At 69.1% G+C, this 25,213-nt stretch carries 17 protein-coding genes and 3 pseudogenes; 8 read left to right on the forward strand and 12 right to left on the reverse strand.

The features are described from left to right. Together GSF22_RS10540 and GSF22_RS10545 are read left to right on the forward strand one after the other, a co-directional pair. Window positions 1–197, forward strand: a 197-nt coding sequence (locus tag GSF22_RS10540) for a hypothetical protein (protein ID WP_208813336.1), incomplete at its 5' end; no start/stop codon positions are given. Window positions 198–467: 270 nt separating this feature from the next. Continuing rightward, entirely contained in the window at window positions 468–3,185 is a 2,718-nt protein-coding gene (locus GSF22_RS10545; RefSeq protein WP_208813337.1) for an AfsR/SARP family transcriptional regulator, read from the forward strand. Between the two features lie 264 nt (window positions 3,186–3,449). On the opposite strand, the gene GSF22_RS10550 is transcribed toward GSF22_RS10545, so the two are convergent. Then, complete coding sequence (locus GSF22_RS10550; protein WP_208813338.1) at window positions 3,450–4,712, reverse strand: ATP-binding protein; 1,263 nt, start codon at window positions 4,710–4,712, stop codon at window positions 3,450–3,452. A 1,110-nt stretch (window positions 4,713–5,822) separates the two neighbouring features. Between GSF22_RS10550 and GSF22_RS10555 the strand changes: the two genes are divergently transcribed. From GSF22_RS10555 to GSF22_RS10565, 3 genes and pseudogenes are all read left to right on the forward strand, one after another. Further along, complete coding sequence (locus GSF22_RS10555; protein WP_208813339.1) at window positions 5,823–6,680, forward strand: hypothetical protein; 858 nt, start codon at window positions 5,823–5,825, stop codon at window positions 6,678–6,680. Between the two features lie 56 nt (window positions 6,681–6,736). After that, window positions 6,737–6,939: pseudogene (locus GSF22_RS10560) on the forward strand (hypothetical protein); the annotation flags it as partial. Between the two features lie 832 nt (window positions 6,940–7,771). Continuing rightward, window positions 7,772–9,079, forward strand: a complete 1,308-nt coding sequence (locus GSF22_RS10565; RefSeq protein ID WP_244366980.1) for an alpha/beta hydrolase family protein — start codon at window positions 7,772–7,774, stop codon at window positions 9,077–9,079. An 84-nt stretch (window positions 9,080–9,163) separates the two neighbouring features. Here GSF22_RS10565 and GSF22_RS10570 read toward each other — a convergent pair whose 3' ends face one another. The 4 genes from GSF22_RS10570 to GSF22_RS10585 are packed head-to-tail and all read right to left on the reverse strand — an operon-like array spanning window position 9,164 to window position 12,658. Continuing rightward, window positions 9,164–9,808, reverse strand: a complete 645-nt coding sequence (locus GSF22_RS10570; RefSeq protein WP_208813341.1) for a response regulator transcription factor — start codon at window positions 9,806–9,808, stop codon at window positions 9,164–9,166. A gap of 14 nt (window positions 9,809–9,822) precedes the next feature. Then, window positions 9,823–11,169 (reverse strand): sensor histidine kinase, encoded by a 1,347-nt coding sequence (locus tag GSF22_RS10575; protein ID WP_244366982.1) that lies wholly within the window; start codon window positions 11,167–11,169, stop codon window positions 9,823–9,825. After that, complete coding sequence (locus GSF22_RS10580; RefSeq protein WP_208813342.1) at window positions 11,166–11,936, reverse strand: ABC transporter permease subunit; 771 nt, start codon at window positions 11,934–11,936, stop codon at window positions 11,166–11,168. The genes GSF22_RS10575 and GSF22_RS10580 overlap by 4 nt, the downstream gene beginning before the upstream one ends. Then, window positions 11,933–12,658, reverse strand: a complete 726-nt coding sequence (locus tag GSF22_RS10585) for an ABC transporter ATP-binding protein (protein ID WP_208813343.1) — start codon at window positions 12,656–12,658, stop codon at window positions 11,933–11,935. Before GSF22_RS10585 ends, GSF22_RS10580 begins: the two co-directional genes overlap by 4 nt. A 147-nt stretch (window positions 12,659–12,805) precedes the next feature. On the opposite strand from GSF22_RS10585, the pseudogene GSF22_RS10590 reads away from it, so the two are divergent. Next, window positions 12,806–13,075 (forward strand): annotated as a pseudogene (locus tag GSF22_RS10590) (SDR family oxidoreductase); the annotation flags it as partial. Between the two features lie 27 nt (window positions 13,076–13,102). Here GSF22_RS10590 and GSF22_RS10595 read toward each other — a convergent pair. From GSF22_RS10595 to GSF22_RS10610, 4 genes are all read right to left on the reverse strand, one after another. Beyond that, the gene (locus GSF22_RS10595; RefSeq protein WP_208813344.1) at window positions 13,103–13,945 is read right to left on the reverse strand and encodes a DUF7710 domain-containing protein; all 843 of its coding nucleotides are present in this window, start codon (window positions 13,943–13,945) and stop codon (window positions 13,103–13,105) included. Window positions 13,946–14,893: 948 nt separating this feature from the next. After that, window positions 14,894–15,307, reverse strand: a complete 414-nt coding sequence (locus GSF22_RS10600) for a contact-dependent growth inhibition system immunity protein (RefSeq protein WP_307803899.1) — start codon at window positions 15,305–15,307, stop codon at window positions 14,894–14,896. Between the two features lie 141 nt (window positions 15,308–15,448). Further along, on the reverse strand, window positions 15,449–16,069 hold the full coding sequence (locus tag GSF22_RS10605) for a DDE-type integrase/transposase/recombinase (RefSeq protein ID WP_208813346.1): 621 nt from the start codon (window positions 16,067–16,069) through the stop codon (window positions 15,449–15,451). Further along, the gene (locus GSF22_RS10610; protein WP_208813347.1) at window positions 16,066–16,374 is read right to left on the reverse strand and encodes a transposase; all 309 of its coding nucleotides are present in this window, start codon (window positions 16,372–16,374) and stop codon (window positions 16,066–16,068) included. Before GSF22_RS10610 ends, GSF22_RS10605 begins: the two co-directional genes overlap by 4 nt. A 795-nt stretch (window positions 16,375–17,169) precedes the next feature. Here GSF22_RS10610 and GSF22_RS35980 point away from each other — a divergent pair. Next, window positions 17,170–17,289, forward strand: a complete 120-nt coding sequence (locus tag GSF22_RS35980; protein ID WP_223201434.1) for an IS3 family transposase — start codon at window positions 17,170–17,172, stop codon at window positions 17,287–17,289. Here GSF22_RS35980 and GSF22_RS10615 read toward each other — a convergent pair. Beyond that, window positions 17,275–20,106 (reverse strand): annotated as a pseudogene (locus tag GSF22_RS10615) (LuxR C-terminal-related transcriptional regulator); the annotation flags it as partial. The gene GSF22_RS35980 and the pseudogene GSF22_RS10615 sit on opposite strands and share 15 nt — an antisense overlap. Before the next feature lie 71 nt (window positions 20,107–20,177). On the opposite strand from GSF22_RS10615, the gene GSF22_RS10620 reads away from it, so the two are divergent. Next, window positions 20,178–23,669, forward strand: coding sequence for a M28 family peptidase (locus tag GSF22_RS10620; protein WP_208813350.1), 3,492 nt, complete (start codon window positions 20,178–20,180; stop codon window positions 23,667–23,669). A 422-nt stretch (window positions 23,670–24,091) separates the two neighbouring features. Here GSF22_RS10620 and GSF22_RS10625 read toward each other — a convergent pair whose 3' ends face one another. After that, the gene (locus GSF22_RS10625; protein ID WP_124778772.1) at window positions 24,092–24,541 is read right to left on the reverse strand and encodes a hypothetical protein; all 450 of its coding nucleotides are present in this window, start codon (window positions 24,539–24,541) and stop codon (window positions 24,092–24,094) included. A gap of 5 nt (window positions 24,542–24,546) precedes the next feature. Continuing rightward, window positions 24,547–24,894, reverse strand: a complete 348-nt coding sequence (locus GSF22_RS10630; RefSeq protein WP_091113588.1) for a hypothetical protein — start codon at window positions 24,892–24,894, stop codon at window positions 24,547–24,549. Between the last annotated feature and the right edge of the window lie 319 nt (window positions 24,895–25,213).

The following is a 25,213-nucleotide window of genomic DNA, read 5'->3' on the forward strand; positions in this document are numbered from 1 at the left end:
CCTTGCATCACGCACGCCGTTTCCCGATATGCCCCGATTCCGATCTCGACAACCGGAACCGTAGGCCGGTAAACGGCGTGCGCCGCTACGGCACGCTCAACCCACCCACGACAACGTCAGTAGAGCCCTTTATCATTCCCATCCCTTTCGAAAGGACGCTGCCGCCATCGCCGCCCGATGCACCGGCCCGCGTCTGATGCGCCTACCAGGCTGAGACGCCCCGTCCCTGGTTCGGTACCGAGCCGGTCTCCGTCCGGTATTGATGCGGTATCCCGCAGCGGATCACCGAGATCCGGTAATTTCGATATCGTGACGGCGTTGCCGCGCTCGATACGGATGGTCGCCGATACATGGACTTCAGGCTGCTCGGTCCGCTCGCCGTCAGCGTCGAAGGACACGAGGTGCCCCTCGGCGGTGTCCGATCGCAACTGGTCCTGGCCGGCCTCCTGCTGAATGCGGGACGGACCGTGACCGTTGCGGAGCTGGTCGACCTGACCTGGGACGAGGCCCCGCCGTCGACCGCCCGCAAGCAGATTCAGACCGTCGTCTCACAGCTGCGCCTGCTGCTCGGCGACCATGCGGGCGGTCGTCTGCACACGGACAGCGCGGGCTACCGGCTCGAGGTCGACGAGGCGCGGGTTGATGTCCTCCGGTTCATGACCGGCGTGGCCGACGCCCGGGGCCGACTGTCCAGGGGTGATCTGCGTGGCGCGGCCGACCGCTTCCGCGAGGTGCTGGCGCTGTGGCGCGGACGTCCACTGGCCGGCCTGCCGGGCGCCGTGGTCCGGTCGCACGCCAACCGGCTCGATGAACTGCGTCTGACGGCGCTCGAGGAGACGGCCGAGATCGAGCTGCGGCTGGGCCGTGCACGGCACCTGATCCCGGAGTTGCAGGCGCTGCGCGACACCCACCCCCTGCGCGAGCGGATCACCGGCCTGTTGATGACCGCGCTGGCCGCCGAGGGGCGGCGGGCGGACGCCATCGCGGTGTACCACGACACCGCCAAGACCCTGCGGGATGAGCTGGGTGTCGAGCCGGCCGAAGCGCTTCGCGACGTGTACCTGGAGGTGCTCCGGGAACCGCAACGCGCAGCGCCGGCCGTCGACGCCGCAGCCGGCCCGCGCGACGGGACGCCACCGGCCGTCGCGCCGGCCCAGCTCCCCCTCGACGTGCGCGGCTTCGTCGGTCGTGAGGCGGCGCTCGCTGAGCTCGACGGGCTCGCCGACGCAGCCGTGTCGGCCAGTGCCGCCGTGGTCGTCTCCGCCCTGTCCGGAACAGCCGGGGTGGGCAAGACCACGCTGGCGGTACATTGGGCACACCGGGTCCGGCACCGGTTCCCGGACGGACAGCTCTACGTCGACCTGCGCGGCTTCGACCCAGCCGGCGCGGCGCTGACCGCCGGCGAGGTCCTGCACGGGTTCCTGACCGCGCTGGGAGTGCCACCGTTGCGGATTCCGGCCGACCTGGTCACTCGGTCGGCACTCTTCCGTACCCTGCTCACCGGCCGGCGCATGCTGATCCTGCTGGACGATGCCCGCGCGGCCGACCAGGTCCGTCCGCTGCTTCCCGGCGCGCCCGGATGCCTGGTCCTGATCACGAGCCGGAACAGGCTCACCAGCCTCGTCGCCGCCGAGGCAGCGCACTGGGTGCCACTGGATCTGCTGAGCTTCGACGAGGCGAGGGACCTGCTCGCCCAACGCGTCGGCAGCGACCGTACAGCCACCGAATCCGACGCCGTCGCCACGATCATCGGGTGCTGCGCCCGCCTCCCGCTCGCCCTCGCTGTCGCCGCTGCCCGGGCGGCCACCCAACCCAACCTGCCGCTCGCCGTGCTCGCCGCCGAGCTGCGCGGTGGCGACCGGCTCGACGCGCTGTCCATCGGGGACGCCGGCACCGACGTGCGTTCGGTGTTCTTCTGCTCGTACCGGGCGCTGAGTGTGGCCGCGGCGCGCCTATTCCGTCTTCTCGGCCTGCATCCCACTGCGGAGTTCTCCGTCGCGGCGGCCGCCAGCCTGGCCGGGCTGCCGCCGCCACAGGTCTGGCCCCTGCTGGCTGAGCTGGTCCGGGCGCATCTGGCGAGCGAGCCCGCATCGGGCCGGTACGTGCTTCACGCCCTCCTGCACGAGTACAGCAGCGGGTTGCCGCACGACGAACCACCCCACGCCGCGACCGGCCGAATGCTGGATCATTACCTGCATTCGGCGCGGGCCGCCGACCGGCTGCTGGAACCCGCCCGCGAGCAGGTTCCGGCCGGCGCGCCGGGCGCGGGGGTCACCGTCGAGGTACCTGCGGACCATGAGCAGGCATTGCGCTGGTTCACCGCCGAACACCGTGTCCTGCTCGCCGCGGCCGACCACGCCACCCGTGCCGGCTTCGACCGCTTCGCCTGGCTGATGGCCGATGCCGCTGCGACGTTCCGGTACCGGCGGGGGATGTGGCACGACCAGGTGGCCGCTCAACGTCACGCGCTCGACACCGCAACGCGGTCGGGCGACGTTCCCGCACGGGGTTCCGCCCACATCCACCTCGCGCGTGCCCACCTCCGGCTGCGCGACCATGACCAGGCCGAGGCCCACCTGCGCGCGGCACTCACCCTGTGTCGTCAGCACAACGACCAGAGCGGGCAGGCCCAGACCCATCACTACTTCGGCGCGTTGCGGGAGCAACAGGGCCGATACCGGGAAGCCGTCCGGCACGGTGAGCAGGCGGTGACCCTGTGCCGGGCGAGCGGCCTCGGATTCGGTCTCGGGCACGCGTTGAACGCGGTCGCCTGGCATCGCGCCCGGCTGGGCCGCCACCACGACGCCATCGCCCCCTGCCGGGAAGCCATCGAAGTCACCGAGAAACTCGGCGACCGGTCCGGACAGGCCAACGCGTGGGACACCCTCGGGTACGTCCAACAGCACGTCGGCGAGTTCGGTTCGGCCATCCTCAGCTACCGGCGAGCCATCGACCTGTATCAGAACCTGGGAGATCGGTACTTCGAATCCGTGGCCCTGACACACCTGGCCGAGACCCACCGGGCGGCCGGCCGGCCGGACTCGGCCCGCAAGGCATATCTGCAGGCTCTCGACGGACTCGACGAACTCGACCATCTGGACGCGGACGAGGTCCGCGCCGCCCTCTCCCGGCTCGACGCCGACGGCGCCCAGGTGTGGATCCCGCCGTTCACGGCCGGAGGCTGATCAGGGCCTGCCCGGTGGCAGGGTCGAACGGCACCGACTCGTGGTCGTGGACGATCAGCCATCGGCCGTCCACCCGCCGGCAGCCGGGGTGGCCCGCACCCACATGTCGACCTCGCGCCTGGAGGTCAGCGTGCCCGAGACGTGGTAGAGGAAGGAGCAGAAGCCGACGTCCCCGCCGGCGGTCACGCACAGGTCGCGGACCTCGTAGCCGATGTCCGAGGCGTAGCTGCCGAACCACTTTCGGGTGGCCTGCAGAGAGTGGGTTCAGCCTGCTGTCGGGGCGGGAACCTGCCACAGGGCACTGACTGGCATAGCGCGGAGTTTGTCGCCGAACGGCAGCGTGGAGGTTCCGGTGTAGAAGACGATTCCGGCGATGAAGTCGTTGCCGAGGCGGTCGGCGAGTCGGCGTAGTCCGCGGAAGTCGTCGGGTCCGACGGTTGCCGCTGCTTTGGCTTCGATTCCGACGATCTGGCCGGATCTGTTCTCGAGTACCGCGTCGACTTCGTACCTGCTCTGGTCGCGGTAGTGGGACAGGTCGGCGAACTGTTCGGACCAGGTGAGCTGGCGGGAGAGTTCGGACAGGACGAATGATTCGAGCAGCGGTCCGAACGGGGCTCCCGGCCGGAGTAGCGCCCGGGCGTCGGTCGCGATCTCGTTGGCGGCGATGGCCGAGTCGACAAAGATCAGTTTGGGCGCGGCGGTGGTGCGGGTGCCGAGGTTGCGGGACCAGCCGGGGATCCGTTTGATCAGGAAGATCTCTTCCAGTGCCTGGAGGTAACGTGCGATCGTCGGCCGGCTCAGTCCGAGTGCGGATTCGAGGGAGTTGGCGGCGGTGATGGTCGCGGACCTGGCGGCGAGGAGGCGGACGAGCTTGCGTAGCTCGCCCTTGTGCTGGATGTCGGACAGTTGCCGTACGTCGCGGTCGATGAGGGCTTGGACGTAGGCGTCAAGGAACCGTTGGCGGCGGCGCGGATCGGTGCGGGTCGTGGCCTCGGGCAGACCGCCTCGTACGATTCTGGCCGCGTAGTCGGCGCGGGTCACGTCCGACTCGTGTCGCAGTTCGGGGCCGAGGGTGAAGATGGCGTCGACGAAGCCGTCCGGCTCTGAATCGAGTTCGCCCTGCGAGAACGGCCAGAGCTCGATGGTTTCCATCCGGCCGGGCAACGCGTCCGGGGCAGCCACCATGCCGAACAGCCGCGATGATCCGGTGAGCAGGTAGCGGCCGGGACGTGGATCCTCGTCGACGGCTGCCTTGATGGCCAGCAGTAGTTCCGGAGCGCGCTGGATCTCGTCGATGAACAGCAGTTCGGAGGAGTCCACGAAGCCGACGGGGTCGGCGATCGCCGCAGCCCGGTCCTGCGCCCGGTCGAGATCTCGGCGCTCGGCGAGGCGATCGCCAGCGACGATGCGGACCAGCGTGCTCTTGCCCGCCTGACGTGCTCCGTTGATCAGTACGACGCGGGTGTCGGCCAGGGCGGCGTCGACCTGCGCAGCGGCGCGGCGTGGGATCAGGCGTGGTGTGGGCATGCGTCATGATAGCCGGTGCGGTTTCGATCTGCGTGGCGGTTGCCTTTCGATTTGCGGGCCGGTCGGTGTTTGGTATGCGGGGATCCGGTGTTCGGTTTGCGGCCCCGATCGTGAAGACTCCCACGCCTGGCAGGCTGGGCGGCGGGGGCTGCCCCCGGTCGGGCAGCGGGCGCAGGGCGGCCAGGCGCCCGGGTACGGCGGCGACCGCGAAACGTGTGCCGGGGCTTCTCGCATGGCAAGGTGGGTCAGGCCGGGCCCGGGCCCGGGCCCGCGCCTCTCGGGCAGCCTCCGGACGGTGTCGCCGAAGCGATCCCGACGACCTCGCCGTCGCGGGACTGGATCAGCCCGCGTTCCTCGGTGCGGGGCTCTCCACCATCATGGCGCTGGTCGAGCACGTCAGGGTCGCCCTGACCGTTTGAGGCTTTCCGGGGACACATCCGCTCATCGGCTACTTTCTTCATTGACCCGCGACCGTGGCCCGGCCAGGGTCGGTCGTTTTACAGTCCCCACCCGGTGCCTGTTCCTGGTGGGAGTGCTGATCCGTTAAGCGACCCGCCAGGCAGGCAGCCTGGCGGGGTGGTTGGGACGGCACTCCGGTCCGGGCGGGTGCCGCCCCTTGCCCCTGCTCCTGAATGAGGAAGGCGCAGATGGCACTGAAAGTAACGAAGCTAAAGCGTTCCGGTTCCAGCCGTAGTCGGCGGAATGTGTTCCGAGCGGCGGAGATCGCCGCGGTTCTTGCCGGGGTCGGGGCAGTTTTGGGCGGCTGCGGGTCGCTGATAGCGGCGATTATCGGCTGATAGGCGAGGATGCGGGCGGATGAGTGGTGTGCCGCCCGCATCCCGCCTGTCGGGTAGGCGACGACAGTACTCACTATGTTGGCGGTGATCGCTTACCGTGCGACGGATGGGAGCACTCAAGCCGTGGCACATCGCCATCCTCACCCTCTGCTGCCTGTTGCCCTTCGTCGCCGCTGTCGCCGCTGGAGTGTGGGCAGTCGCCAAACGGCGCAGCAACAGCCGATAAGGGGTACCGGATCCGCTGCGTCCCAGATGTCGACGGTCAGCGTGAGTAGGGCCTGCGAGGATCGTTGGGGCGGCGTAGGAGGTACACATGATCGAGTGGCTTGACGATGTCTGGTTCCGAACACGCGCCGTGCAGGTCGTCGAGGGTGGTGAGGACGGCGGTGCTCTTTGCGGTCGTGCGGTTCTGGCTGAGCTACCGGACGCTGTGTCTGTCGAGGCGGCGCGCGGGTTGACCACGACGGGCCACTTCACCGGTGACATCTGTCGTTGTCAGGGTGGGCCGACGATCGTGCTCCGCGATGCCGCGGGCGACGTGCTCGCCAGCGCCAGCCTCCATGGCCACGGCTCGGTCAGTTGGGAGCGGTCGCGGTTCCGTGACGACCTCGTCGTGGCGGATCCTGCGGAACTCCACTTGTTTCTGGCCGGGCACGGAGTACCGAATCAGCTGACCTCGTTCCTGGTGCCGTTGGCCGACCTGCTGAACCTGCACGAGGGCCGTCCGCAGTTCCGGCCGGCTGGGAAAGAGGGCAAGCGATGCCTGACCGAGCGTGGGGTTCCTGACGTGCTGCATCCTGTGTTGGTCGCCGTCACCGGTCAGCAATGTGGCGAACTGTCCGATGCGCAAGTGGACGACGTCCGTCGACGGCTCGCCGCCGCCACGCCCTCACCCACCGCCAGGGCAGCGATCCTGCTGTCCTGGCTGGGCCGCCTGCCCATCCCCGCAGAGGCGCTGTGGGGTGAAGGTGTCCTGGTGCGGCAGCTACTCGCCGATCTCAGGCTTCCCGACGTCGCTGCTGCGGCTGCCGAAAGCCGTACCGGGCATGTCGCGACAGGCGTGATCAATCTGATCATGCACTCCGGTGACGACGGCACGCTGGCCATGGCCATCGGCCCGACGCTGCGTCAACTGTTCCCACCGGCACCTGCGGCCAACGCCGTGCGGTAGCCATCGACCGTTCGGTCGGCGAATCGCTCGCTGACACAGATCGCAGGCCGGGCCCCACGAACCGGAAGAAAAGGGGCAGCCAGGGCGGCCGACCCGTCAGCCACGACGCGGACCTGTACAAGGAGCGCAACACCGTCGAGCGCCCGATCGGCAAGCTGAATGCATGGCGAGGTGTCGCCACCCCGGTACGACAGGACCCCCCGAGAGCTACCTCGCCGGTCTCCATTTCCGCGTCTCGATGATCTGGATCAAGGACCTCACGCCAATTCTTGACCACAACCAAGTACACGCCTTGGTTCCGGCCGGCCGCCATGAGCGTTATCGGCACCGAACCCCGTCACCGACGTTGTTCGGAAACCCGGTCGGACACGGCTGCGAGCGGGGCGCCGGAACGGGCCGACCACCGCAGTCCGGCGCGAACGACCTCAGCCCGGCAGCACAGCGACAGAGCAGCAGTGGAGCGTCTTCGATGATGTGCGCGGTGTGTGCTCGAGAGCGGATGCCACCGTGGGTCAACCGGAGCCACCGGGTGCCAGTGTGGGTCAACGGGCGGGGTCGCTGCCGGGGTCGCTGCCGGGGTCGGTGTGCTCGGGGTGTGGTCGTCGGTGGCGCTGACCAGGGTGTCGACGTGGATGAACGTGGGCCACTCCCTGCCACCCCGGCTGAACCGGCAGGCCGCGAGACTGGGCACTCGCGCCCTCGTAGCTCAGGGGATAGAGCATCGGTTTCTGAAGACGACGCTCTGTCTTTTTCCATAGGCTGACGGCCTGCGATTTCCTATTCTGTTTCCACGTTATCGGGTCGCAAAAGCGCGATGCTGTGATCGCTTGCCGAAGATCAGCAGAAGAGGCGTAAGCCCTGCTCAGGCTATGCCTCGACCGGTTCGACTCGTCCTGCTTCTCAGGTCATACCTTGCAGCCTCGTCGCCGCCTCCACGAGTCGAACACCTCGCTCCCGGCGCTTCGCTGTGGGGGTTATCCCCGGTACGAGAATGGGTGGAAGCTGCCTTCTGTCGATCTACGTTGCGCTCATAACGTGAGGTCGATGAAGGGCAGCTGCAGGCGCAGCCCTGGTTTCCTGAGGAGTCGTTCATGGTAAGAAGATTCCGCACAGCCCTGTTCGCTTCGTTAATTGTCGGCTGTACGACGGTTACGTACGCGGTACCGTCGTCTGCCTCCCGCAACGTCGCACCGCAGGCGCAGCATCGAGCCGATGGGCCCGCTCGGTTGAGACTGCCGACGCTGACGGGGCCCTATCCGGTGGGGACGGTCGACCTGCACCTGATCGACCGCTCCCGCACCGACCCCTGGATGGGCACCCCGGCCGACCGCGAGCTGATGGTCAGCCTCTGGTATCCGGCCACGGACGTGGACCGCTTCCCGCGGGCACCCCACATGCTGCCCGGCGCGGCGGCCCACTTCGGTAGTGCCGCCGGCGTCGGGGCCAGCCTGTACGGCATACCGGCGGGCTCGGTGGACTTCGCCGCCACCCGGACCAGCGGCCACCGGGGCGCGCCGGTGGCACGGCGCCAGCGGCCGTTCCCGGTGGTGCTGTACTCACCGGGTGCCGGGGACCCGCGGACCTGGGGCACCACGCTGGTGCAGGACCTCGCCAGCCGCGGGTACGTGGTGGTGACCATCGATCACACCTTCGACGCGTCAGAGGTGCAGTTCCCGGATGGCCGTGTCGTCGGCTCCGTGCTGCCGGAGGCGTTCGCGCGGGCACAGCAGCCCGACGAGTTCCAGCGACTGGGGGCCAGGGTGTTCGACACGCGGGTCGCGGACACCCGCTTCGTGCTCGACCAGTTGGCGGCTCTCGACCGGGGTGCGAACCCGGATGCGGAGGGCAGGCCGCTTCCCCGGGGTGCCGCAGGCGCCCTGGATCTCGACCGGACGGGCATGTTCGGCGTGTCGGCGGGCGGGCTGACCGCCCTCCAGGCGATGAGCGAGGACTCCCGAATCAGGGCCGCGATCGACATGGGCGGCAGCATCGAGCCATCGATCATCCCGGACCCCCTCCAGTTGTGGCCGGTGGCGCGGCGCGGCTTGGACCGGCCCTTCATGTTCGTGGGCGACCCCGACACCGACCACCACCAGATTCCGTCCTGGCGGATGCTGTGGGACAACAGCAGCGGTTGGCACGTCGACCTGCGGCTCGACGGCGCGAAGAGTGAGGACTCCTACAAGGACACCGTGCCGCTGCTCCCGCAGATCGCCCGGCAGCTCGGCCTTCCAGACAGCTTCGTCACCGAGGCGATCGGCGACATCGAGCCGAGCCGAGCGGTCCGCACCGAGGAGACCCTGGTCACGGCCTTCTTCGACAGGTGGCTACGCGGCCGGGACAGCCACCTACTGGACGGTCCGTCCCCTCAACTGTGCGACGTCACTTTCGTTCCCTGACGCGAGCGCGGTCTCGCCGGCTGGCAGCCACGTCGGCTGCCAGTCGGCGAGTACGCATGACGGCGGCTTCCAGGCCACGTGCGGTCAGCTGCCGAGATGGCGGAGGACGGCCAGGACCCGGCGGTTGTCGCCGTCGGAGGGGGGCAGGCCGAGTTTCGCGAAGATGTTCGCCACGTGCTTCTCGACCACTCCGGCGGTGATGACGAGCGCCGCCGCGATTCCGGCGTTGGACCGGCCCTCGGCCATCAGCGATAGCACCTCACGCTCCCGTGGAGTCAGTGCCGTCAGTCCGGCGGTGTCCCGCCCGGCCCGCATCAGGTGGCCGACCACCTCGGGATCCAACGCGGTGCCGCCGGATGCCACCCGGGTCAGCGCGTCCACGAAGTCGGCGACGTCGGCGACGCGGTCCTTGAGCAGGTACCCGACGCCGCTGGGGCGGTCGGCGAGCAGGCGGGTCGCGTAGCGGGTCTCCACGTACTGGGAGAACACCAGCACACCGACGCCGGGCTGGTCGCGTCGGATGTCGATCGCGGCCCGCAGACCCTCGTCGGTGTGCGTCGGCGGCATCCGGATGTCGACGACGGCCACGTCCGGCACGAGGGCGGCGACCGCCGACCGCAGCGTGTCCGCGTCGGCCACCGCCGCGCAGACGTCGAAGCCGCGGTCGGTGAGCAGCCGGACCAATCCTTCACGCATCATCGCGGCGTCCTCCGCGATCACCACCCGCATACCGTCGCCTCGTCTCAGACGTGTGTGGGGAGCTCGATGTCGACGCGGGTCGGACCGCCGGCCGGGCTAAGCACACGCATCACGCCGTCCACGACCGCGATGCGGCGGGCAAGGCCGGCCAGGCCGGGGCCGTCCGGGTCCGCCCCGCCGTTGCCGTCGTCGGTGACACTCAGCATCAGGCGTCGACGGGATCCGAGAACACCGAGCCCGACCCGGGTCGCGCGGCTGTGCTTGGCCGCGTTCGCGAGCAGTTCGGCGGCGCAGAAGTAGGCGATGGTCTCGATCGCGGGTGCTGGGCGGTCGGGCAGCTCGACCGTCACCACGACCGGGACGGCGCTGCCGGTGGCGAGAGTCGTCAGCGCGTCGCCGAGGCCGTTGTCGAGCACCGGCGGGTGGATCCCGCGCACCAGGTCGCGCAGGTCGGCGAGGGCGTCCTTCGCGCCTCGGTGCGCGAGCGCGATCAGTTCACGTGCCTGCGCGAGGTCAGGTGGTGGACCGTCGACACCCAGCTTCTCGGTCGCCATGCCGAGGTTCATGGCCAGCGTGGCCAGCCGGACCTGCGCGCCGTCGTGCAGATCCCGCTCCAGCCGACGCATCATCGTGGCCGCGTCGTCGATGGCCTGAGCTCGGCTTGCCTGGAGTTCCCGTACCCGCTCGGCGAGCCGGCGCGGGCCGAGCAGCCACCGCATCGCAGCCACGTCCGCCGTCGTGCCGGCCCGCATCACCCAGGGCGCGACCAGGAGCATGGCGAGACCGGCCGCGGCGACGAGAAACGTGCCGGCGAACGTCCGCGTGCCGATCGCGCCGAACGGCGTCAGCGCCCACACCGGCCCGAGGCGCGTACCGGGCGGGTGGTTGCGGAACATCGGCCACCACAACGGGTAGCTGAGGTTGACCAGACCGAACACGTAACAGAACACGCCGTAGCCCTGGGGGACGGCCAGGGGTACCTTGAGCAGGCCGTACCCGACGGCTCGCCAGCCCGGCCCGTCGGAGACCAGCGCACCGAGCCGCTTCGAGGCCCGGGGTGGTGGGGCTTCCACGTATACGCCGAGCAGCCGGGACGCGAGCCGGCGGTGTACCGCTCCCATCGCGCGCCCGGTCGGGGCGGCCACCACGACCAGGAGCGCGACAGTGAGCGGGAACAGCACCAGAAAGGGCGGCGCGACGGTTGGAGCGGGCTCCCGAGACATGGCGCCGGTGGCCCAGAGACAGAGGACACCCAGGCCGGGCACGAGAGCCGGTACGACCAGGACCGCGGCCGCGCTGAACACACCCACCACGCAGAACGCCGCCTGGCGCAGGGCCGGTGTGGTGAACGGAGCGCGCAGCGCGGTCATCGGCCCATTGTCGTCGGTCATGCGTCGCGAAGGCGGAGCAGAACGCCACCGCACAGGATCGCCACCGCCGCGTACCCGCACATCAGCAGCACGCTGATCCACCCGGCGAACAACCCGGGTATCGGCGACGTCACCGCGACCGAGTTGAGCAGCATCAGCAGCGGCACGAAGCGGCCGACCGCGATGCCGTCCTCACCGAACAGCCCGACCGCGATCATCGGAACGAACAGCAGGCCGAACAGCGTGCCGATCGCGGCGCCCGAGTGGCGCACCACCGCACCGACTCCCACCCCGATCAGCGCCGTCGCGGCCAGATACCCGCCCGTCAGCAGGACCGCCCGCAGGATCACCTGATCGGAGAGGGAGGCGGCCGGGATGACGGTGCCGCGGATCGCGAGCTGCCCGCCGACATAGCCGGCGAGGCTCCCGACCAGGCCGACGGCGAGAGCGGCGCCACCGCACACCGCGGCCTTCGCCGCCAGGACGGTCCCCCGCCGCGGTACGGCGGCGAACGTTGAGCGGATCTGCCCGGTGCCGTACTCGCCGGTCACCACCAGGACGCCGAGCGCGCCGAGGAGAAGTTGGGCCAAGATGGCCCCGCCGAGGCTGTTGTTGAGGATCTGGGCGGCAGTGGCGACCGGCGTGTGCGACCGGTAGCCGAGTCCCACCCCGGCCCCTGCCGTCGCCATCGAGACCACCGTCGCGGTCGTCAGCCACCACGCCGACCGGACGCTGCGCAGCTTGATCCACTCCATGCGTGCCACCCGCCGGAATCCGTACCCGTTCATGACACTTCCGTTCCGCGGTAGTCGGTGGTCTGCGACGTGAGTCGGAAGAACGCATCCTCGAGGGTGTCGTGGCCGGCCGCGAGCTCCGCGACGGTGGTCTCGGCCAGCAGCCGCCCCTGGCCGATGACCACGAGCCGATCCGCGGTCAGTGCCATCTCGGTGATCAGATGGCTGGAGACGAAGACCGTCCGGCCCTCGGCGGCCAGCGCACGCAACAGGCCCCGGATCCAGCGAATGCCCTCCGGGTCCAGCCCGTTGACCGGCTCGTCGAGCAGCAGGACCTCCGGGTCACCGAGCAGCGCCACCGCGACGCCGAGCCGCTGACGCATTCCGAGCGAGTACGTGCCGGCGCGCCGCTTCGCCGCGTCGGACAGGCCTACGACGCGCAACACCTGTTCGACCCGGGAGCGGGGGATATCGTTGCTCGCGGCCAGTGCGGCCAGGTGCGCATGGCCGCTGCGACCGGGGTGGAACGCGCCGGCGTCGAGGAGCGCGCCGACGGTCCTCAACGGCCAGTTCAGGTCTGCGTACCGGACACCGCCGACCAATGCCTCGCCGTGGTCCGGAGCATCCAGACCCAGGATCATCCGCATCGTCGTCGACTTGCCGGACCCGTTCGGGCCCAGGAAACCGGTCACCACCCCCGGCCGGACCCGGACGCTCAGCCCATCCACGGCGGCCCGGCCCCCATAGCTCTTGGTCAACTCCCGTAGTTCGATCACAAGATCGACGTTAGGCAACCCCGTCCGCGGTCATAAGCCGGCAACCACCCGGCTCCGCCCGGTGGTTTTCCCCCAGCCAACCGAAGCGGCACGGATCGCTGCGAGTCGGTGGCGTGTTCGCAGTTGGGCGCTCCGTAGGAACAGAGCACCTTTGGCAAGATGGGACCAGGGAGCGACGCCTACCGCGTGTCCAAGGTGGGAGTGAACGCCCTGACCTGCATTCTTGCGGCTGAACTCAAGGACGACGGCATCCTGGTGAACGCCGCTTCACCAGGAAAGGTTGACACCCGTTTGGCGTACGGAAAGGCCGAGTGCACGCCGGATGAAGCCGCAGATACCTTCGTATGGCTTGCCACGCTACCCACAGAAGGCCCCACTGGAGGACTCTTCTTCCAGCGACAACCCCTCGACTGGTAGTCCTGGGTCGGCATCAGTGGATGTCCGTCAGTCGCGCAGGCCGCCGGTCAGGTGGATGTGGCGTAACCCGGGACCGAAGGCGGCGACATGGTCCGCGGTGCCGTGGTGCGTCTTCGACGGTGTGAAGCGGCCTTCGCTGACGGCGACGTCGTAGGCGCCTCCGCACGCGTACTCGGCCAGGATCCCGGTCACCTTACGCTCGGCGGCCCAGGCGAGTCCGGCGTCCAGGGTGTCGAACACGCCGGAGGCGTATCGAGCATGGTCGCCGTGGAAGATCCAGACAGTCGACCGGAGCGGGCTGCCCTGGTCACTCGTCGGCCTGCGGCGCAGGCCTTCCGGTGTGAACGAGAACGAGGCGGTGAACCTGTCTGGCCGGTGCCGCACGGCGAGAACCACCGGCTCGGTGTGTACGCCCTGTAGCTCCGTGCCGGGTTCGGTGTTCGCGAAGGCGTTCCACAGGTGGAAGCAGATCAGGTCGTGGTCGGGCTCGGCCGTGGTGTAGGCAAGCGTCTTGGGGTAGAAGGAGTTGGTTCCCCCGATCCGCAGCGATGGGGCTCCGAACGTCTCGAAGACCTCGGACAGTGCCCGGTCCTGCGTCACCCATCCGCTGATGTCGGTGCTCAACTGTTGGAACTCCGTCTCCGGCAAGGCCCGATCCAGTTCGAGCCAGCCAAGGCGGTGGGCGATCTCGGCGTAGACAGAGGTAGTGGCATCACGCAAGGCATCGGCTGGCAGGATCCTGCGGTAGGCGCCCATGACGCCGGTCGCGGTGAAGGCGTCTCGTGCGCGTAGTCCGTCACACTCCGTCCACCATCGCTTCAGGCTTCCATCGACGGCCGCCATCGATTCCAGCAGAAGCCGTTCGGCCATCTCGTCCCTGCTGTACAAGCCGGGGCGACGAAGTACGTCGTTCACCCGCGCCAGGTGGTGCTGACGAGCGTCACCGAGAAGGACGCGGGAATCATGAACACTACTCATCGTCGCCGATCATGACACTCCAACAAGCTCGTGGACACCCGCTCATCGGCGTGTGCGTGCGTCGAGGACCGGCCAGCGATCGCGACTCGTCCGCGATAGAGGTCGTGGTCTCGGGTCGACGCCCAAAGCCTGACTGTTTCCGGCGGCTGCCACGGGTGTCCTCGGTATCGAACCGGTTGCCGACCTTGTCCACGCCTCGGCTGGGCACTGCTGCCAGCAGGGTGCCGGACCGGACCGCGACCACCGCGGTGGGCGCACGAACGCCCCCAAGCTCGGGCAATGCGGTGACAGAAGCGGCAGCGGGCGCCTTCGATGATGTGCGCGATGTGTGCTCGAGAGCGGATGCCACCGTGGGCCAACCGGCGCCACCGGATGCCACTGCGGGTCAACGGGCCGGGTCGCTGCCGGGGTCGGTGTGCTCGGGGTGTGGTCGTCGGTCGGCCCTGACCAGGGCGACGACGTGGGTGAACGCGGGCCACTCCCTGCCACCCGGGTGAACAAGCAGGCCGCTAGACTGGGCACTCGCGCCCTCGTAGCTCAGGGGATAGAGCATCGGTTTCCTAAGACCGTCATCTATGCAGGACGGCGGGCCGACTGCCTGCGATTCAGCCGTTTATTTCCTCTGTTTGCTGGTCGCGTTGGATAGCTGCTGCGCTCCATTGTTGGCGGCTGGCAAAACGGCCGTCTCTGTTGCTTATCTTACGCCAGATTTGCGGATTCTAACTCGTCGTCCTGGCATCTCGTGACTCAACCCAGCGGAGTGCCGTTCGGCTTCTAGCGTTGCGGGGCCCGCTGGGTGACCTGCGCCAGCACAGCTGGGCACCGACCTGGCAGGCCCGGTCACGCTTCGAGGAACGCCATGATGTCGTGGCGGAGGTGTTCGAGTGGATCCCGGTGCGGTTTGCCCTTGTCGGATGGCGTCGGCTTGGCGACGAGGTCGGCCAGTACGGCGGTAAGGCGCCGTCGTTCGGCTTGTAGGGCCGACCATGCCGAGTCGGGTAGCCGCAGCACGCTGGTGAGCAGGTCGCCAGGGTAGTGGTCGCCCTCGGCCAGGGGGTCTTGGAGAAGGACTTCTACGGCGCGGGACAGTAGGGCTGGCACGCCGATGTTCTGGCCGAGCATGATGCGCAGGTCTTCGACCGTGAAGTCGGCCAGCGGCTTGCGCCGTAGGTCGTGACAACGGGCGACCAGGAACGACGCGCCCGAGCCTGGGTCTGCCCAGACTTCCCCTTCGAGCTGCTCAATGGTCGGCACGCGGTCAGGATAGGCCTGGACTCGGGTCTGTCCATCGACCTGATCGCGCGGTGGGCGGATGCCGGCCTGCGGGCGGATGGAACTTCGCATACTGGCTGGGTGCGGCGACGGTGGCAGATGACAGTCGAAGAGTCCTTTGTGCTACCCGGTCGGGGCACTGTGGTGATGGGGCCCTTTGAGGGCACCTTGGGATCCGCGGTCGGTGTGCAGGATGCAGCTGGCCAGGTCACCGCGCCGGGCGGCGGCGTTGTCCAGCGCGGTGACGGCCAGGCGGGACTTCATCCGCGAGTCGATGGAGTAGCCGACGATGCGGTGGGACCAGGCGTCCTTGATCGCGCACAGGTAGAGCTTGCCCTCGCCGGTGTGGTGCTCGGTGATGTCGGCCAGCCACAGCCGGTTCGGGCCGTCGGCGGTGAAGTCCCGGCAGACCAGGTCGTCGTGCACCGGCGGGCCTGGCTTGCCGCCCTTGCCGCGACGCCTGCGCTTGCCGAAGGCGCTCCACCAGCCGTTGCCGGAGCAGATCCGCCACGCGGTGCGGTCGGCCATCGGCTGTCCCGCGTCGCGGGCCTCGTCGACCAGGAACCGGTAGCCGAACTCCGGATCGTCACGGTGGGCGTCGAACAATGCGTTGGCCCGGTACGCCGCCACCTCATCGGTGCCGGTGACGGGTCGGGCCAGCCACCGGTAGTAGGGCTGGCGAGCGATCTTCAGTACCCGGCACGTCACCGCCACGGGGATCCCGTCGGCGGCCAGCTCGCTCACGAGCGGGTAGAGCCTTTTCCCGGCAGGTTCGCCTGCGACAGGTAGGCCGCGGCCCGGCGCAGGACCTCGTTCTCCTGTTCGAGGAGCTTGATCCGCTTGCGGGCCTCCCGCAGCTCGGCCGACTCGCTGCTGGTCGTGCCGGGCCTCGTTCCGGCCTCGACGTCGGCCTGGCGCAGCCACTTGAACAACGTCATCGGGTGCACCCCGAAGTCCTTCGCGACCTGCTCCACCGTCACACCGGCATCACGGTGACGGGCAACCCGCACGACGTCGTCGCGGAACTTTCGGGGGTAAGGCTTGGGCACAGCGACATCCTTCCAGCCCGCCAACACGGCAAGCCAACTCAGATGTCACCTATCGGTGCAGCAGACCCCTTCGCATCGTCTACCCGTTGCGGATCGATCATGACGCCCGTCCCTTTACAACCCGGTGCGGACACGACGGCTGTATTGACGCAAAGCGACGTTACCGTAACCGATCTTCGCCAGAACCAGCCAGCGCCTCAACAACCCCGGCGCAGACGTCCTTGTCCGCGCCGAGCAACGTCTATCGGCGGGCGACCCAGACCCGACTCCGGACCTTCGATGATGTGCGCGGTGTGTGCTCGAGAGCGGATGCCACTGCGGGGCAACCGGTGCCACCGGATGCCACGGCGGGTCAACGGGCGGGGTCACTGCCGGGGTTCGTGTGCTCGGGGTGTGGTCATCGGTCGGCCCTGACCAGGGCGACGACGTGGGTGAACGTGGGCCACTCCCTGCCACCCCGGGTGAACCGGCAGGCCGCTAGACTGGGCACTCGCGCCCTCGTAGCTCAGGGGATAGAGCATCGGTTTCCTAAGACCGTCATCTATGCGTGTCGGTAGGCCGACTGCCTGCGATTCCGCCGTTCATTTCCTCTGTTTGCTGGTCGCGTCGGATAGCTGCTGCGCTCCGTTGCTGGCGGCTGGCAAACCGGCCGTCTCTGTTGCTTTTTGTGTCACCTTTCTCGATTCTAAATCCTCGTCATGGCATTTTGCGACTTGACGTAGCGAGGATGCTGTCCGGGGAAGCACGTGCGATCCTCGCCCAACCCGCTCCTTTACGCCGCACGCCGAGTTACGCCTGGGCACCGGAGTCGGAAGTGGGCGCAAACGCGTTGCCAGGCTGATGCGCCAGGCCGGGCTGCAGGGCTTCTGCCGGCGCTGCCGTCAGGGCTGCAAGGTGCGCGAGTTGGACGCGTGAGTGGATGCCGAGCTTCCGGTAGACGCGGGTGAGGTTTGCTTCGACTGTTTTGACACTGATGGTGAGGGCGGTGGCGATGTCGCGGTTGGTCGCTCCGCTGGCGGCGAGCTCGACGCAGCGCTGTTCGGCGGAGGTGAGGCAGGGGAGCGTACTGCTGTGCGCGGGGACGGGCTCCAGTTGGTGGAGGGTGCGGGTGGCGGCTTCGATCCAGGGGTGTGCCTGGTGCGTGCTGAAGAGGTCGGCGGCGCTCTGCGCCGCGGTGCGGGCGCTGGCGCGTCGGCGTCCGCGTCGTTCGGTGTGGCTGAGGGCCAGAAGGGTTCGACCGTGTTCGATGGGCAGGTGGCGGAGGTGGTCGGCTGCTGCGGTGAGGAGGTCGGCGGCCGCATCGTAGTTGCCCAGGGTGGCTTCCAGGAGTGCCTGGGAGCGGTCGAGCACGGGGAGGACGCAGCTTCTACCTAGATCAGTCGCGGTGCGACGGGTATCGGTCAGCAGTTTGCGGGCTTGGTCGAGGTAGCCGAGGGAGATGAGGGCTTGGGCGAGGTCGGCGTGCCAGCGCAGGACGGACGGGTCGCGGACCTGCTGGCGCTTCTCAAGCGTACGGACCTCTTCCAGCGCCTCCAGGGCTTCTTTCGGACGCCCGGTGACCAGGAGAAGATGTCCGAGGACGAAGAGGTTTCGGGAGAGGAAGACTTTGTTGTCCTCCCGGCGGGAGGTGTCCGCCCCGCGGCGTGCGTGAGCGAGGGCGGAGTCGGTGCACGAGGCGGTGCCCTCGACCAGGGCGGAGGTGTAGCACGTTGGTGCGGGGTCCAAGGCGGCTCTGTCGGTAAGCGACAGGGCGCGGCCGGCGTAGTCGAGGGCCAGTCCGCACCGTCCGGCGCGGATCTCGACTTCGGCGAGGCTGCGCAGGACATCCACGGTGGCTTCGGCGTCTCCGATCCGCTCGGCTTCGACGAGCAGGGGCAGCAGTGCGCTGCGGGCTTCGTCCAGACGGTCGTCGAAGATGGCGTGCCGGGCGGAGAGCTGTTCGGGCCTGGCGTTGACGGGGATGTGAGTGCTGCGTGGCAGGGACAGGGCGTGGCCGAGCGTGGTCTCGGCTTGGGGGCGGCCGAGGATGCGTTGGATGCGGGCCTGCATCGTGAGGGCCATGGCGGTGGTGGCGGTGTCGCCAGCGCTCCGGGCGAGGCTGGCGGCCTGGGCAGCCTGGGCGCACGCTCGGTCGGGATCGCCGTTGACGTTGGCCCAGATCGCCTGGCGGATGAGGATCTGCGCGGTCAGGTCCGGATGTCCGGCCGCTTCGTGAAGTGCGTCGGCGAACAGCTTGTCGCCGTTGTGCAGGTGCTGTCCGCCTGAGTCGATCAGGGAGATGAGGGCGTTGACGCGGTTGGCGGGGCTGCTGTCGTGGTGCAGGACGAGGCGGACGGCGGCCTGGCCGCGGGGCAGGTCGCCGTTGTGGGCGGCGTCGCGTACGGCGGTCAGCGCCCGTTCGGTGAGCAGGTCGGCGTCGGTCTCCGGGGTACGTTCGGCGGCGAGCAGGGAGAGCTCGGCCGCTAGTGCGGGTTCTCCGCGCAGCCGGGCGCGGGCGGCGGCGCGGTCGGCGCAGTCGGCCGACTGCGGGTCGTTGGTGTCGGCCGCCAGCGTGGTGTGACGGTCGCGGCGGATGCTGTCGCGGCTGGCTTCGGCCAGGCGGGCGTGCAGGAGCCTGCGTGTGGCGACCGGCGGTCGGGCCGCGAGTTCGGCACCGATCGCGGCGGCGGCGAACCGGATCTTCCCGTCGACCTGCCCGATGTTGATCAGTCCGGCTGCCTCGGCCTCTGCGAGAAGGTTTTCGGCGGGCGGGCCGGCGAGGCGGCTCAGCAGTTCGCGGTCGGGCCGGTCGTCGAGTGCGGCGACCGTCAACAGTTCCTGAACTTCGGCCGACACAGTGCCCAGCCATTCGTTCACCAGTCGGCGGGCGGCCGGCGGCAGGACCAGGTCGTCTACGAGACCCTGAGCGGCCGGCAGGTCGGTGGCGCGGCTGCGGGCCCCGGCGAATGCGAGGGCTAGGGCCGGGTTCCCTCCGCTGCGGATGTGGGTCTGCGTGACCTCGTAGGGGGTTAGCCGGTACGGCGACAGCAGGGTTGCGACCTGATCGGGTGTCAGCGCCGGGATGCGTACCGCACAGGGGTCCTCGCCGCACCAGTGGCCTTCGCTCCCCTGGCGCCAGGTCCGCTCTGCGGCTATGACGGGAAGGTCGGGAGCCAGGCGCAGTGCCCAACGCAAGACGGCCGCGCTGGCCGTATCCAGCCACTGGGCGTTGTCCACCACCAGTGTCAGAGGCGGGGTGTCCAGCAGCAGGGTGGCGGTCAACCGGCGCAGCCGTAGAGCGGTCCCGGCGGGATCGGCAGAGCCCGACACTCCGACGGCCTTGTCGATCCCGGTCGCGAGTTCCCGCGCGGCCGGCAGCGGTTGGAGGGCCAGTGCGAGTTCGAGCAGCCCGGTGTAGGGGACCTGGGCGTCCTGTGGGCTCGGAGCCAGCCTTAGGACAGGCATGCCCAGCTGCTGCCCGAGTACACCGGCCGCAGCGGTCTTGCCGATCCCGGGCGGACCGAACAGCACCACCCGACGGGCGCCGCGCACGACGCCCGGTACCACCGGCAGCATGGTGCCGGTGGCCCCCTGATGCGCATTCACTGCCGTCGCAGAATCTGGCACCGGATCATAGTGCGCCCGACGGTCCTTCGCGCACCAGAGCAAGGGGTTGCCCTGATTTCGGCCAGCCTCCGCCGTTCCTAGTGTCATCGCCAAAGCCGAGCTGTCACCGGTTGCCGGAGATCCCATCAACACGGGCCCTGCTGCCACACCCCTCAACCCATCTCGGCGGGAGGATTGCGATGTATCGAAGAACTGCCATGGCGGCCGCTGTCGCGGTTGCGCTTACCCTGGGCACCGTGACCGGGGTGGCCACCCAGTCGACCGCAGCCACCCCGCCCCCTACACCCACGGTTGCGCAGAGCCCGCTGTCGCTGGCGATCTCTGCAGCCGACCGCGCTGCCGACGGCGGTCACGACGCGCTGGCGAAAGGCCCCTTCGAGCAGTACGACCGTCGCATGGTGATCCCGTGGGTGGACGGCCTGTTCTCCATTGCCTACGAGCGCACCTACCGGGGCCTGCCGGTGGTCGGCGGCGACGCCGCCGTACTCGCCGACGGCCGGGGCGCCATCCGGGCGATCTCGGCCGCCACCAAGACGAAGATCAACGTCTCCGTCGTGCCGACGGTCGCCGCCGACCGCGCCGAGCAGACCGCCAAGGGCCTGCTCACCAAGGTCGACCGGGTCGAGTCGCGCACCCTCGTGGTGCACGTCAAGGACAGCACCGCGCGACTCGCGTGGGAGGTCGTCGTCGCCGGGCGCATCGCCTCGGCGCCCAGCCACCTGCATGTCTTCGTGGACGCGCGCAACGGCCAGGTGCTGGCCAAGCAGGAGGACGCCGCGGCGGGCTCCGGCACCGGCAAGTGGAACGGGCCCAGTCCGCTGTCGATCACCACGTCGCAGTCGGGCAGCACCTACTACCTGCGCGACACCACCCGCTCCGGCCTGAACTGCCAGGACTACAGCACCAACACCGTCTTCTCCGGCCCGGACGACAGCTGGGGCAACGGAGTGGGCACCAGCAAGGAGACCGGCTGCGTCGACGCCCTGTACTCGGCGCAGAAGGAATGGGACATGCTGTCGGGCTGGCTGGGCCGCAACGGCCACAACGGCAACGGCGGCAGCTGGCCGATCAAGGTGGGCCTGAACGAGCAGAACGCCTACTGGGACGGCTCGACGATCACCATCGGCAAGAACCAGGCGGGCAACTGGATCTCCTCGATGGACGTGGTAGGCCACGAGTTCGGCCACGGCATGGACCAGAACACCCCCGGCGGCACCAGCTCCGAAGCCGGCCTCGGCGAAGCCACCGGCGACATCTTCGGCGCCCTGACCGAGGCATACGCCAACCAGTCCAGCGCCTACGACGAACCCGACTACCTGGTCGGTGAGGAGATCGACCTCGTCGGCGACGGCCCGATCCGCAACATGTACAACCCCTCGCTGGTCGGCGGCCACCCGAACTGCTACTCCTCGTCGATCCCGAACACGGAGGTACACGCGGCCGCAGGTCCGCTCAACCACTGGTTCTACCTGCTCGCCGAGGGCAGCGCGCCGGGCGGCGGCAAGCCGAACAGCCCCATCTGCTCGGGCGGCCCGTCGTCGGTCACCGGCGTGGGCATCCAGTCCGCCGGAAAGATCTTCTACGGCGGCATGCTGCTGAAGACCTCCGGCATGACCCACAAGAAGTACCGCACCGCGACCCTGACCGCCGCGAAGAACCTGGACTCCTCGTGCGTCCTGTTCAACCGGACCAAGGACGCGTGGAACGCGGTCGCGGTCCCGGCCCAGACCGGCGACCCGACCTGCACCGGTTCCAGCACCGACTTCTCCGTCTCGGTCAGCCCCACCTCGGGCAGCGTCAACGCGGGCTCCTCGGTCACCGCGACGGTCAACACCGCGACCGTCTCCGGCAGCGCGCAGACCGTGTCGCTGACCTCCTCGGGCGCCCCGTCGGGGGTCACCGTGTCGTTCAGCCCGTCGTCGGTGACCTCGGGCAGCAGCTCCACCATGACGGTGGCGACCACATCCGGCGCCGCCGCCGGCACGTACACGATCACCGTGACCGGCACCGGTTCGGTCACCCACACCGCGCAGTACACGCTGACGGTCAACGGCGGCACCCCCGGCGGCACCGCCCCGGACATCGACGTCGCCAACGTGCAGGCGCACCTGACCCAGCTCAACACCATCGCCACCAACAACGGCGGCAACCGCCGCTCGACCGGCCAGGGCTATCTGCAGTCGGTGGCGTACGTCAAGGGCAAGCTGCAGACCGCCGGCTTCACCGTCACCGAGCAGCCCTGCACCTCGGGCTGCACCAGCGGCGCCGGCCCGAACCTGATCGCCGAGTGGCCCGGCGGCAACGCCAGCAACGTCTACATGTTCGGCGCCCACCTGGACAGCGTCTCGGCCGGTCCCGGCATCAACGACAACGGCTCCGGCTCGGCGGCGCTGCTCGAGGTCGCCCTCGCGCTCGCCGCGCAGAACCCGACCATGCTGAACAAGGTCCGCTTCGGCTGGTGGACCGACGAGGAGCAGGGCCTCAACGGCTCGAAGTTCTACGTCAACTCCCTCACCAGCACCCAGCGGACCGCGATCAAGGCCTACTACAACTTCGACATGATCGGGTCGAAGAACGGCGGCTACTTCATCAACAACATCAGCTCGACCGCGTCGCAGCCGATGAAGGCGTACTGGGACAGCCTCAGCCTGCAGCCGGAGGAGAACGTCGAGGGCCAGGGTCGCTCCGACGACTACTCGTTCCAGAACGCGGGCATCCCGACCTCCGGCTACGCCATGGGCGCCAGCGCCACCAAGACCTCGGCCCAGGCGTCGAAGTGGGGCGGCACCGCCGGTCAGGCGTACGACTCCTGCTACCACTCGTCGTGCGACACCACCAGCAACATCAACGCCACCGGCCTGGACCGGGCCGCCGACGGCATCGCCTACACGCTGTGGAACCGGGCCGTCGGCACGTCCACCCCGACCGACGACTTCTCGATCTCGGCCAGCCCCGCGTCGGGCACCGTGAACGCGGGGTCCAGCACCACGACCACCGTCGGCACCGCCACCACCTCGGGCAGCGCCCAGACGGTTACCCTGACCGCCAGCGGCGCCCCCACGGGCGTAACGGTCTCGTTCAGCCCGTCGTCGGTCACCTCCGGCAGCTCGTCGACCGCCACCATCGCGGTCGGCTCGTCGGTGGCCGGCGGCACCTACACCATCACCATCACCGGCGCGGGTTCGGTGTCGCACAGCACCACGTACACGCTGACCGTGACCGGCGGGCCGGGCGGCTGCACCGCCGCCCAGCTGATCCTCAACGGCGGGTTCGAAAGCGGCACCTCGCCGTGGACCGGCTCCACCGGCGTGATCGGCACCTCTATCGGGCAGGTGCCGCGCAGCGGCACCCGGTACGCGTGGCTCGGCGGAAACGGCTACACCGCGACCGAGGCCATCAGCCAGACCGTCACCATCCCGTCGGGCTGCACCAGTGCGGTACTGACCTACTGGCTGCACATCGACACGAACGAGTACGGGGCGCTCGCCTACGACGTGTTCACGATCAAGGCCAACGGCACCACCGTGGCGTCGCTGTCCAACATGAACGCTGCCACGGGCTACACGCAGCGCACCGTCAACCTCGGCGCGTACGCCGGCCAGACGGTCACGCTGACCTTCACCGGCACCGAGGACGCCTACCTGCAGACCAGCTTCGTGCTGGACGACGTGACCCTGCAGATCGGCTGAGTTCAACGGCAGGGTGGGGCGCTCGCCCCACCCTGCCGCAGGTCCTGCGCCCCTGTTCCGCTGCCGGACCGGACCTTAGCCTGAATCCGTGGATTGGATTCTGGGTGCGTTGTCGGGTTGATCTAGCCGATTGGGGGTGTGATGGATCCGCTGGCCCTGGTCTCCGTAGAACGCCAAGTAACCCGGCTCCGCCTTGACCTGGCGAGAGGCGAAGTCCATCGCCTCCGGGCGCAGATCTGCCCAACCTCGCGGGAAGCGGCCGTACCGGTCGTAGAACCTCCGCAACAGCGCGAACCCGGCCGTATCTCGCCATGCTTGGACGCAACCAGGTCCAGCTCAGCAGGGACAAGGGTCCAGTGCTCGACCAGCTCGCCGATGCTCAGAGGAGATCGACTCACAGCGGTCAACCACCGTGGCAGCGATCAGGGACCGCGCAGACCCCCAAAAAGATCAACTATTTGGCCCCTGGTCGCAAGATCGGCGTGGTTGGTCGTGAAGGGCCCGTCGGCGTGTGACCAGGTCCAGCGAAGCCGTCGGTGGGTCAGCCACGCACTAGCCTGGCCGGCGAGGTCGCGGTGCCGGCGCTGGGTCCTGTTGGTGTCGCCGCCGTCGGTGGTGAAGGCGAGCAGGGCGTAGCCGCCGGGGATGCCGGCGTGGGGCTCGCCGGGGTGCCGGCTGCCGTCGACGGGGAGGTGCACGCTGGCCAGGGCCGGTGCGCCCTGTCCGGGCAGGGTTTGCAGCATGTGGACGCGGCCGTGGTCGACCAGGTGCCATCGGCCGTCCAGGGGCAGCCTGAGCACGGTGCGGGCGTGGGCGAACAGTTCGTAGGCGTCGACGGGGTCCTGCACGACGAGGGTGGTGGTCGCGGTCATCGTGGTCACCGGGCCCAGATCGCCAGGGCTGCGGTGGTGGCGGCGCCGGCGTACCCGGCGAGCAGCAGCGGCACGGCGCGGGAGATGGCGGTGTACTTGGCCCGTACGGCGCGGGAGAGCCACCACAACTCGCGGGCGCGTGCGAGGGGGGCGGTCTGGGCTCCCGGGTCGGTGTCGCCACCGACAACGCGGACCAGGACGTCCTGGGCGGTGTCGGTGTCGGCGTAGGCGACGAACCCGAAGTCCCCACCCCGAAATCCCGGTACGCGAAACCCGCGTCCGGCACCGGTGGGGCTACTGAACCGCCGAAAGCCCTTGCGGCAGGGCTGGCGCCGCGCGCCCTTTATGGGCATCACCGCACGCTCTTCCGCGCTCGTCGAAGAGGGCCGATGCCCACCGAACTCGCACATCGTGTCCGGGGTGTCTGTCGGTGACGGCGGCAGGCTGAGGTTGCCGTGCCCGTTGGGCCGGGAGTGGGGATGGCTGAAGTGTGTTCCGCCGTGATCGTGGCTGACGTTCGAGGTGCCAACCCCGCTCCCCCCGCCGGTTGCGTCCGCTGGAGTGGTGTACGACTTGCCCGTGATGGGCGTGTTGCGTAGATGAGAGACGGCCATCGCGTCGATCCTTCAAGACGACCAAGTCAGAGAAGGAAGAGAGAACGCGATGGCCGCA

The sequence above is a fragment of the Micromonospora echinofusca genome (assembly GCF_017614955.1).
Classification (GTDB): domain Bacteria; phylum Actinomycetota; class Actinomycetes; order Mycobacteriales; family Micromonosporaceae; genus Micromonospora; species Micromonospora echinofusca_A.

What these genes read in the sequence shown, in the direction of transcription:
- GSF22_RS10550 (WP_208813338.1), bottom strand. Translation starts at nt 4,712, where the DNA reads ATGCCCACACCACGCCTGATCCCACGCCGCGCCGCTGCGCAGGTCGAC.
- GSF22_RS10555 (WP_208813339.1), top strand. Translation starts at nt 5,823, where the DNA reads ATGATCGAGTGGCTTGACGATGTCTGGTTCCGAACACGCGCCGTGCAG.
- GSF22_RS10565 (WP_244366980.1), top strand. Translation starts at nt 7,772, where the DNA reads ATGGTAAGAAGATTCCGCACAGCCCTGTTCGCTTCGTTAATTGTCGGC.
- GSF22_RS10570 (WP_208813341.1), bottom strand. Translation starts at nt 9,808, where the DNA reads ATGCGGGTGGTGATCGCGGAGGACGCCGCGATGATGCGTGAAGGATTG.
- GSF22_RS10575 (WP_244366982.1), bottom strand. Translation starts at nt 11,169, where the DNA reads ATGACCGACGACAATGGGCCGATGACCGCGCTGCGCGCTCCGTTCACC.
- GSF22_RS10580 (WP_208813342.1), bottom strand. Translation starts at nt 11,936, where the DNA reads ATGAACGGGTACGGATTCCGGCGGGTGGCACGCATGGAGTGGATCAAG.
- GSF22_RS10595 (WP_208813344.1), bottom strand. Translation starts at nt 13,945, where the DNA reads ATGGCCGAACGGCTTCTGCTGGAATCGATGGCGGCCGTCGATGGAAGC.
- GSF22_RS10620 (WP_208813350.1), top strand. Translation starts at nt 20,178, where the DNA reads ATGGCGGCCGCTGTCGCGGTTGCGCTTACCCTGGGCACCGTGACCGGG.
- GSF22_RS10625 (WP_124778772.1), bottom strand. Translation starts at nt 24,541, where the DNA reads ATGACCGCGACCACCACCCTCGTCGTGCAGGACCCCGTCGACGCCTAC.
- GSF22_RS10630 (WP_091113588.1), bottom strand. Translation starts at nt 24,894, where the DNA reads ATGCCCATAAAGGGCGCGCGGCGCCAGCCCTGCCGCAAGGGCTTTCGG.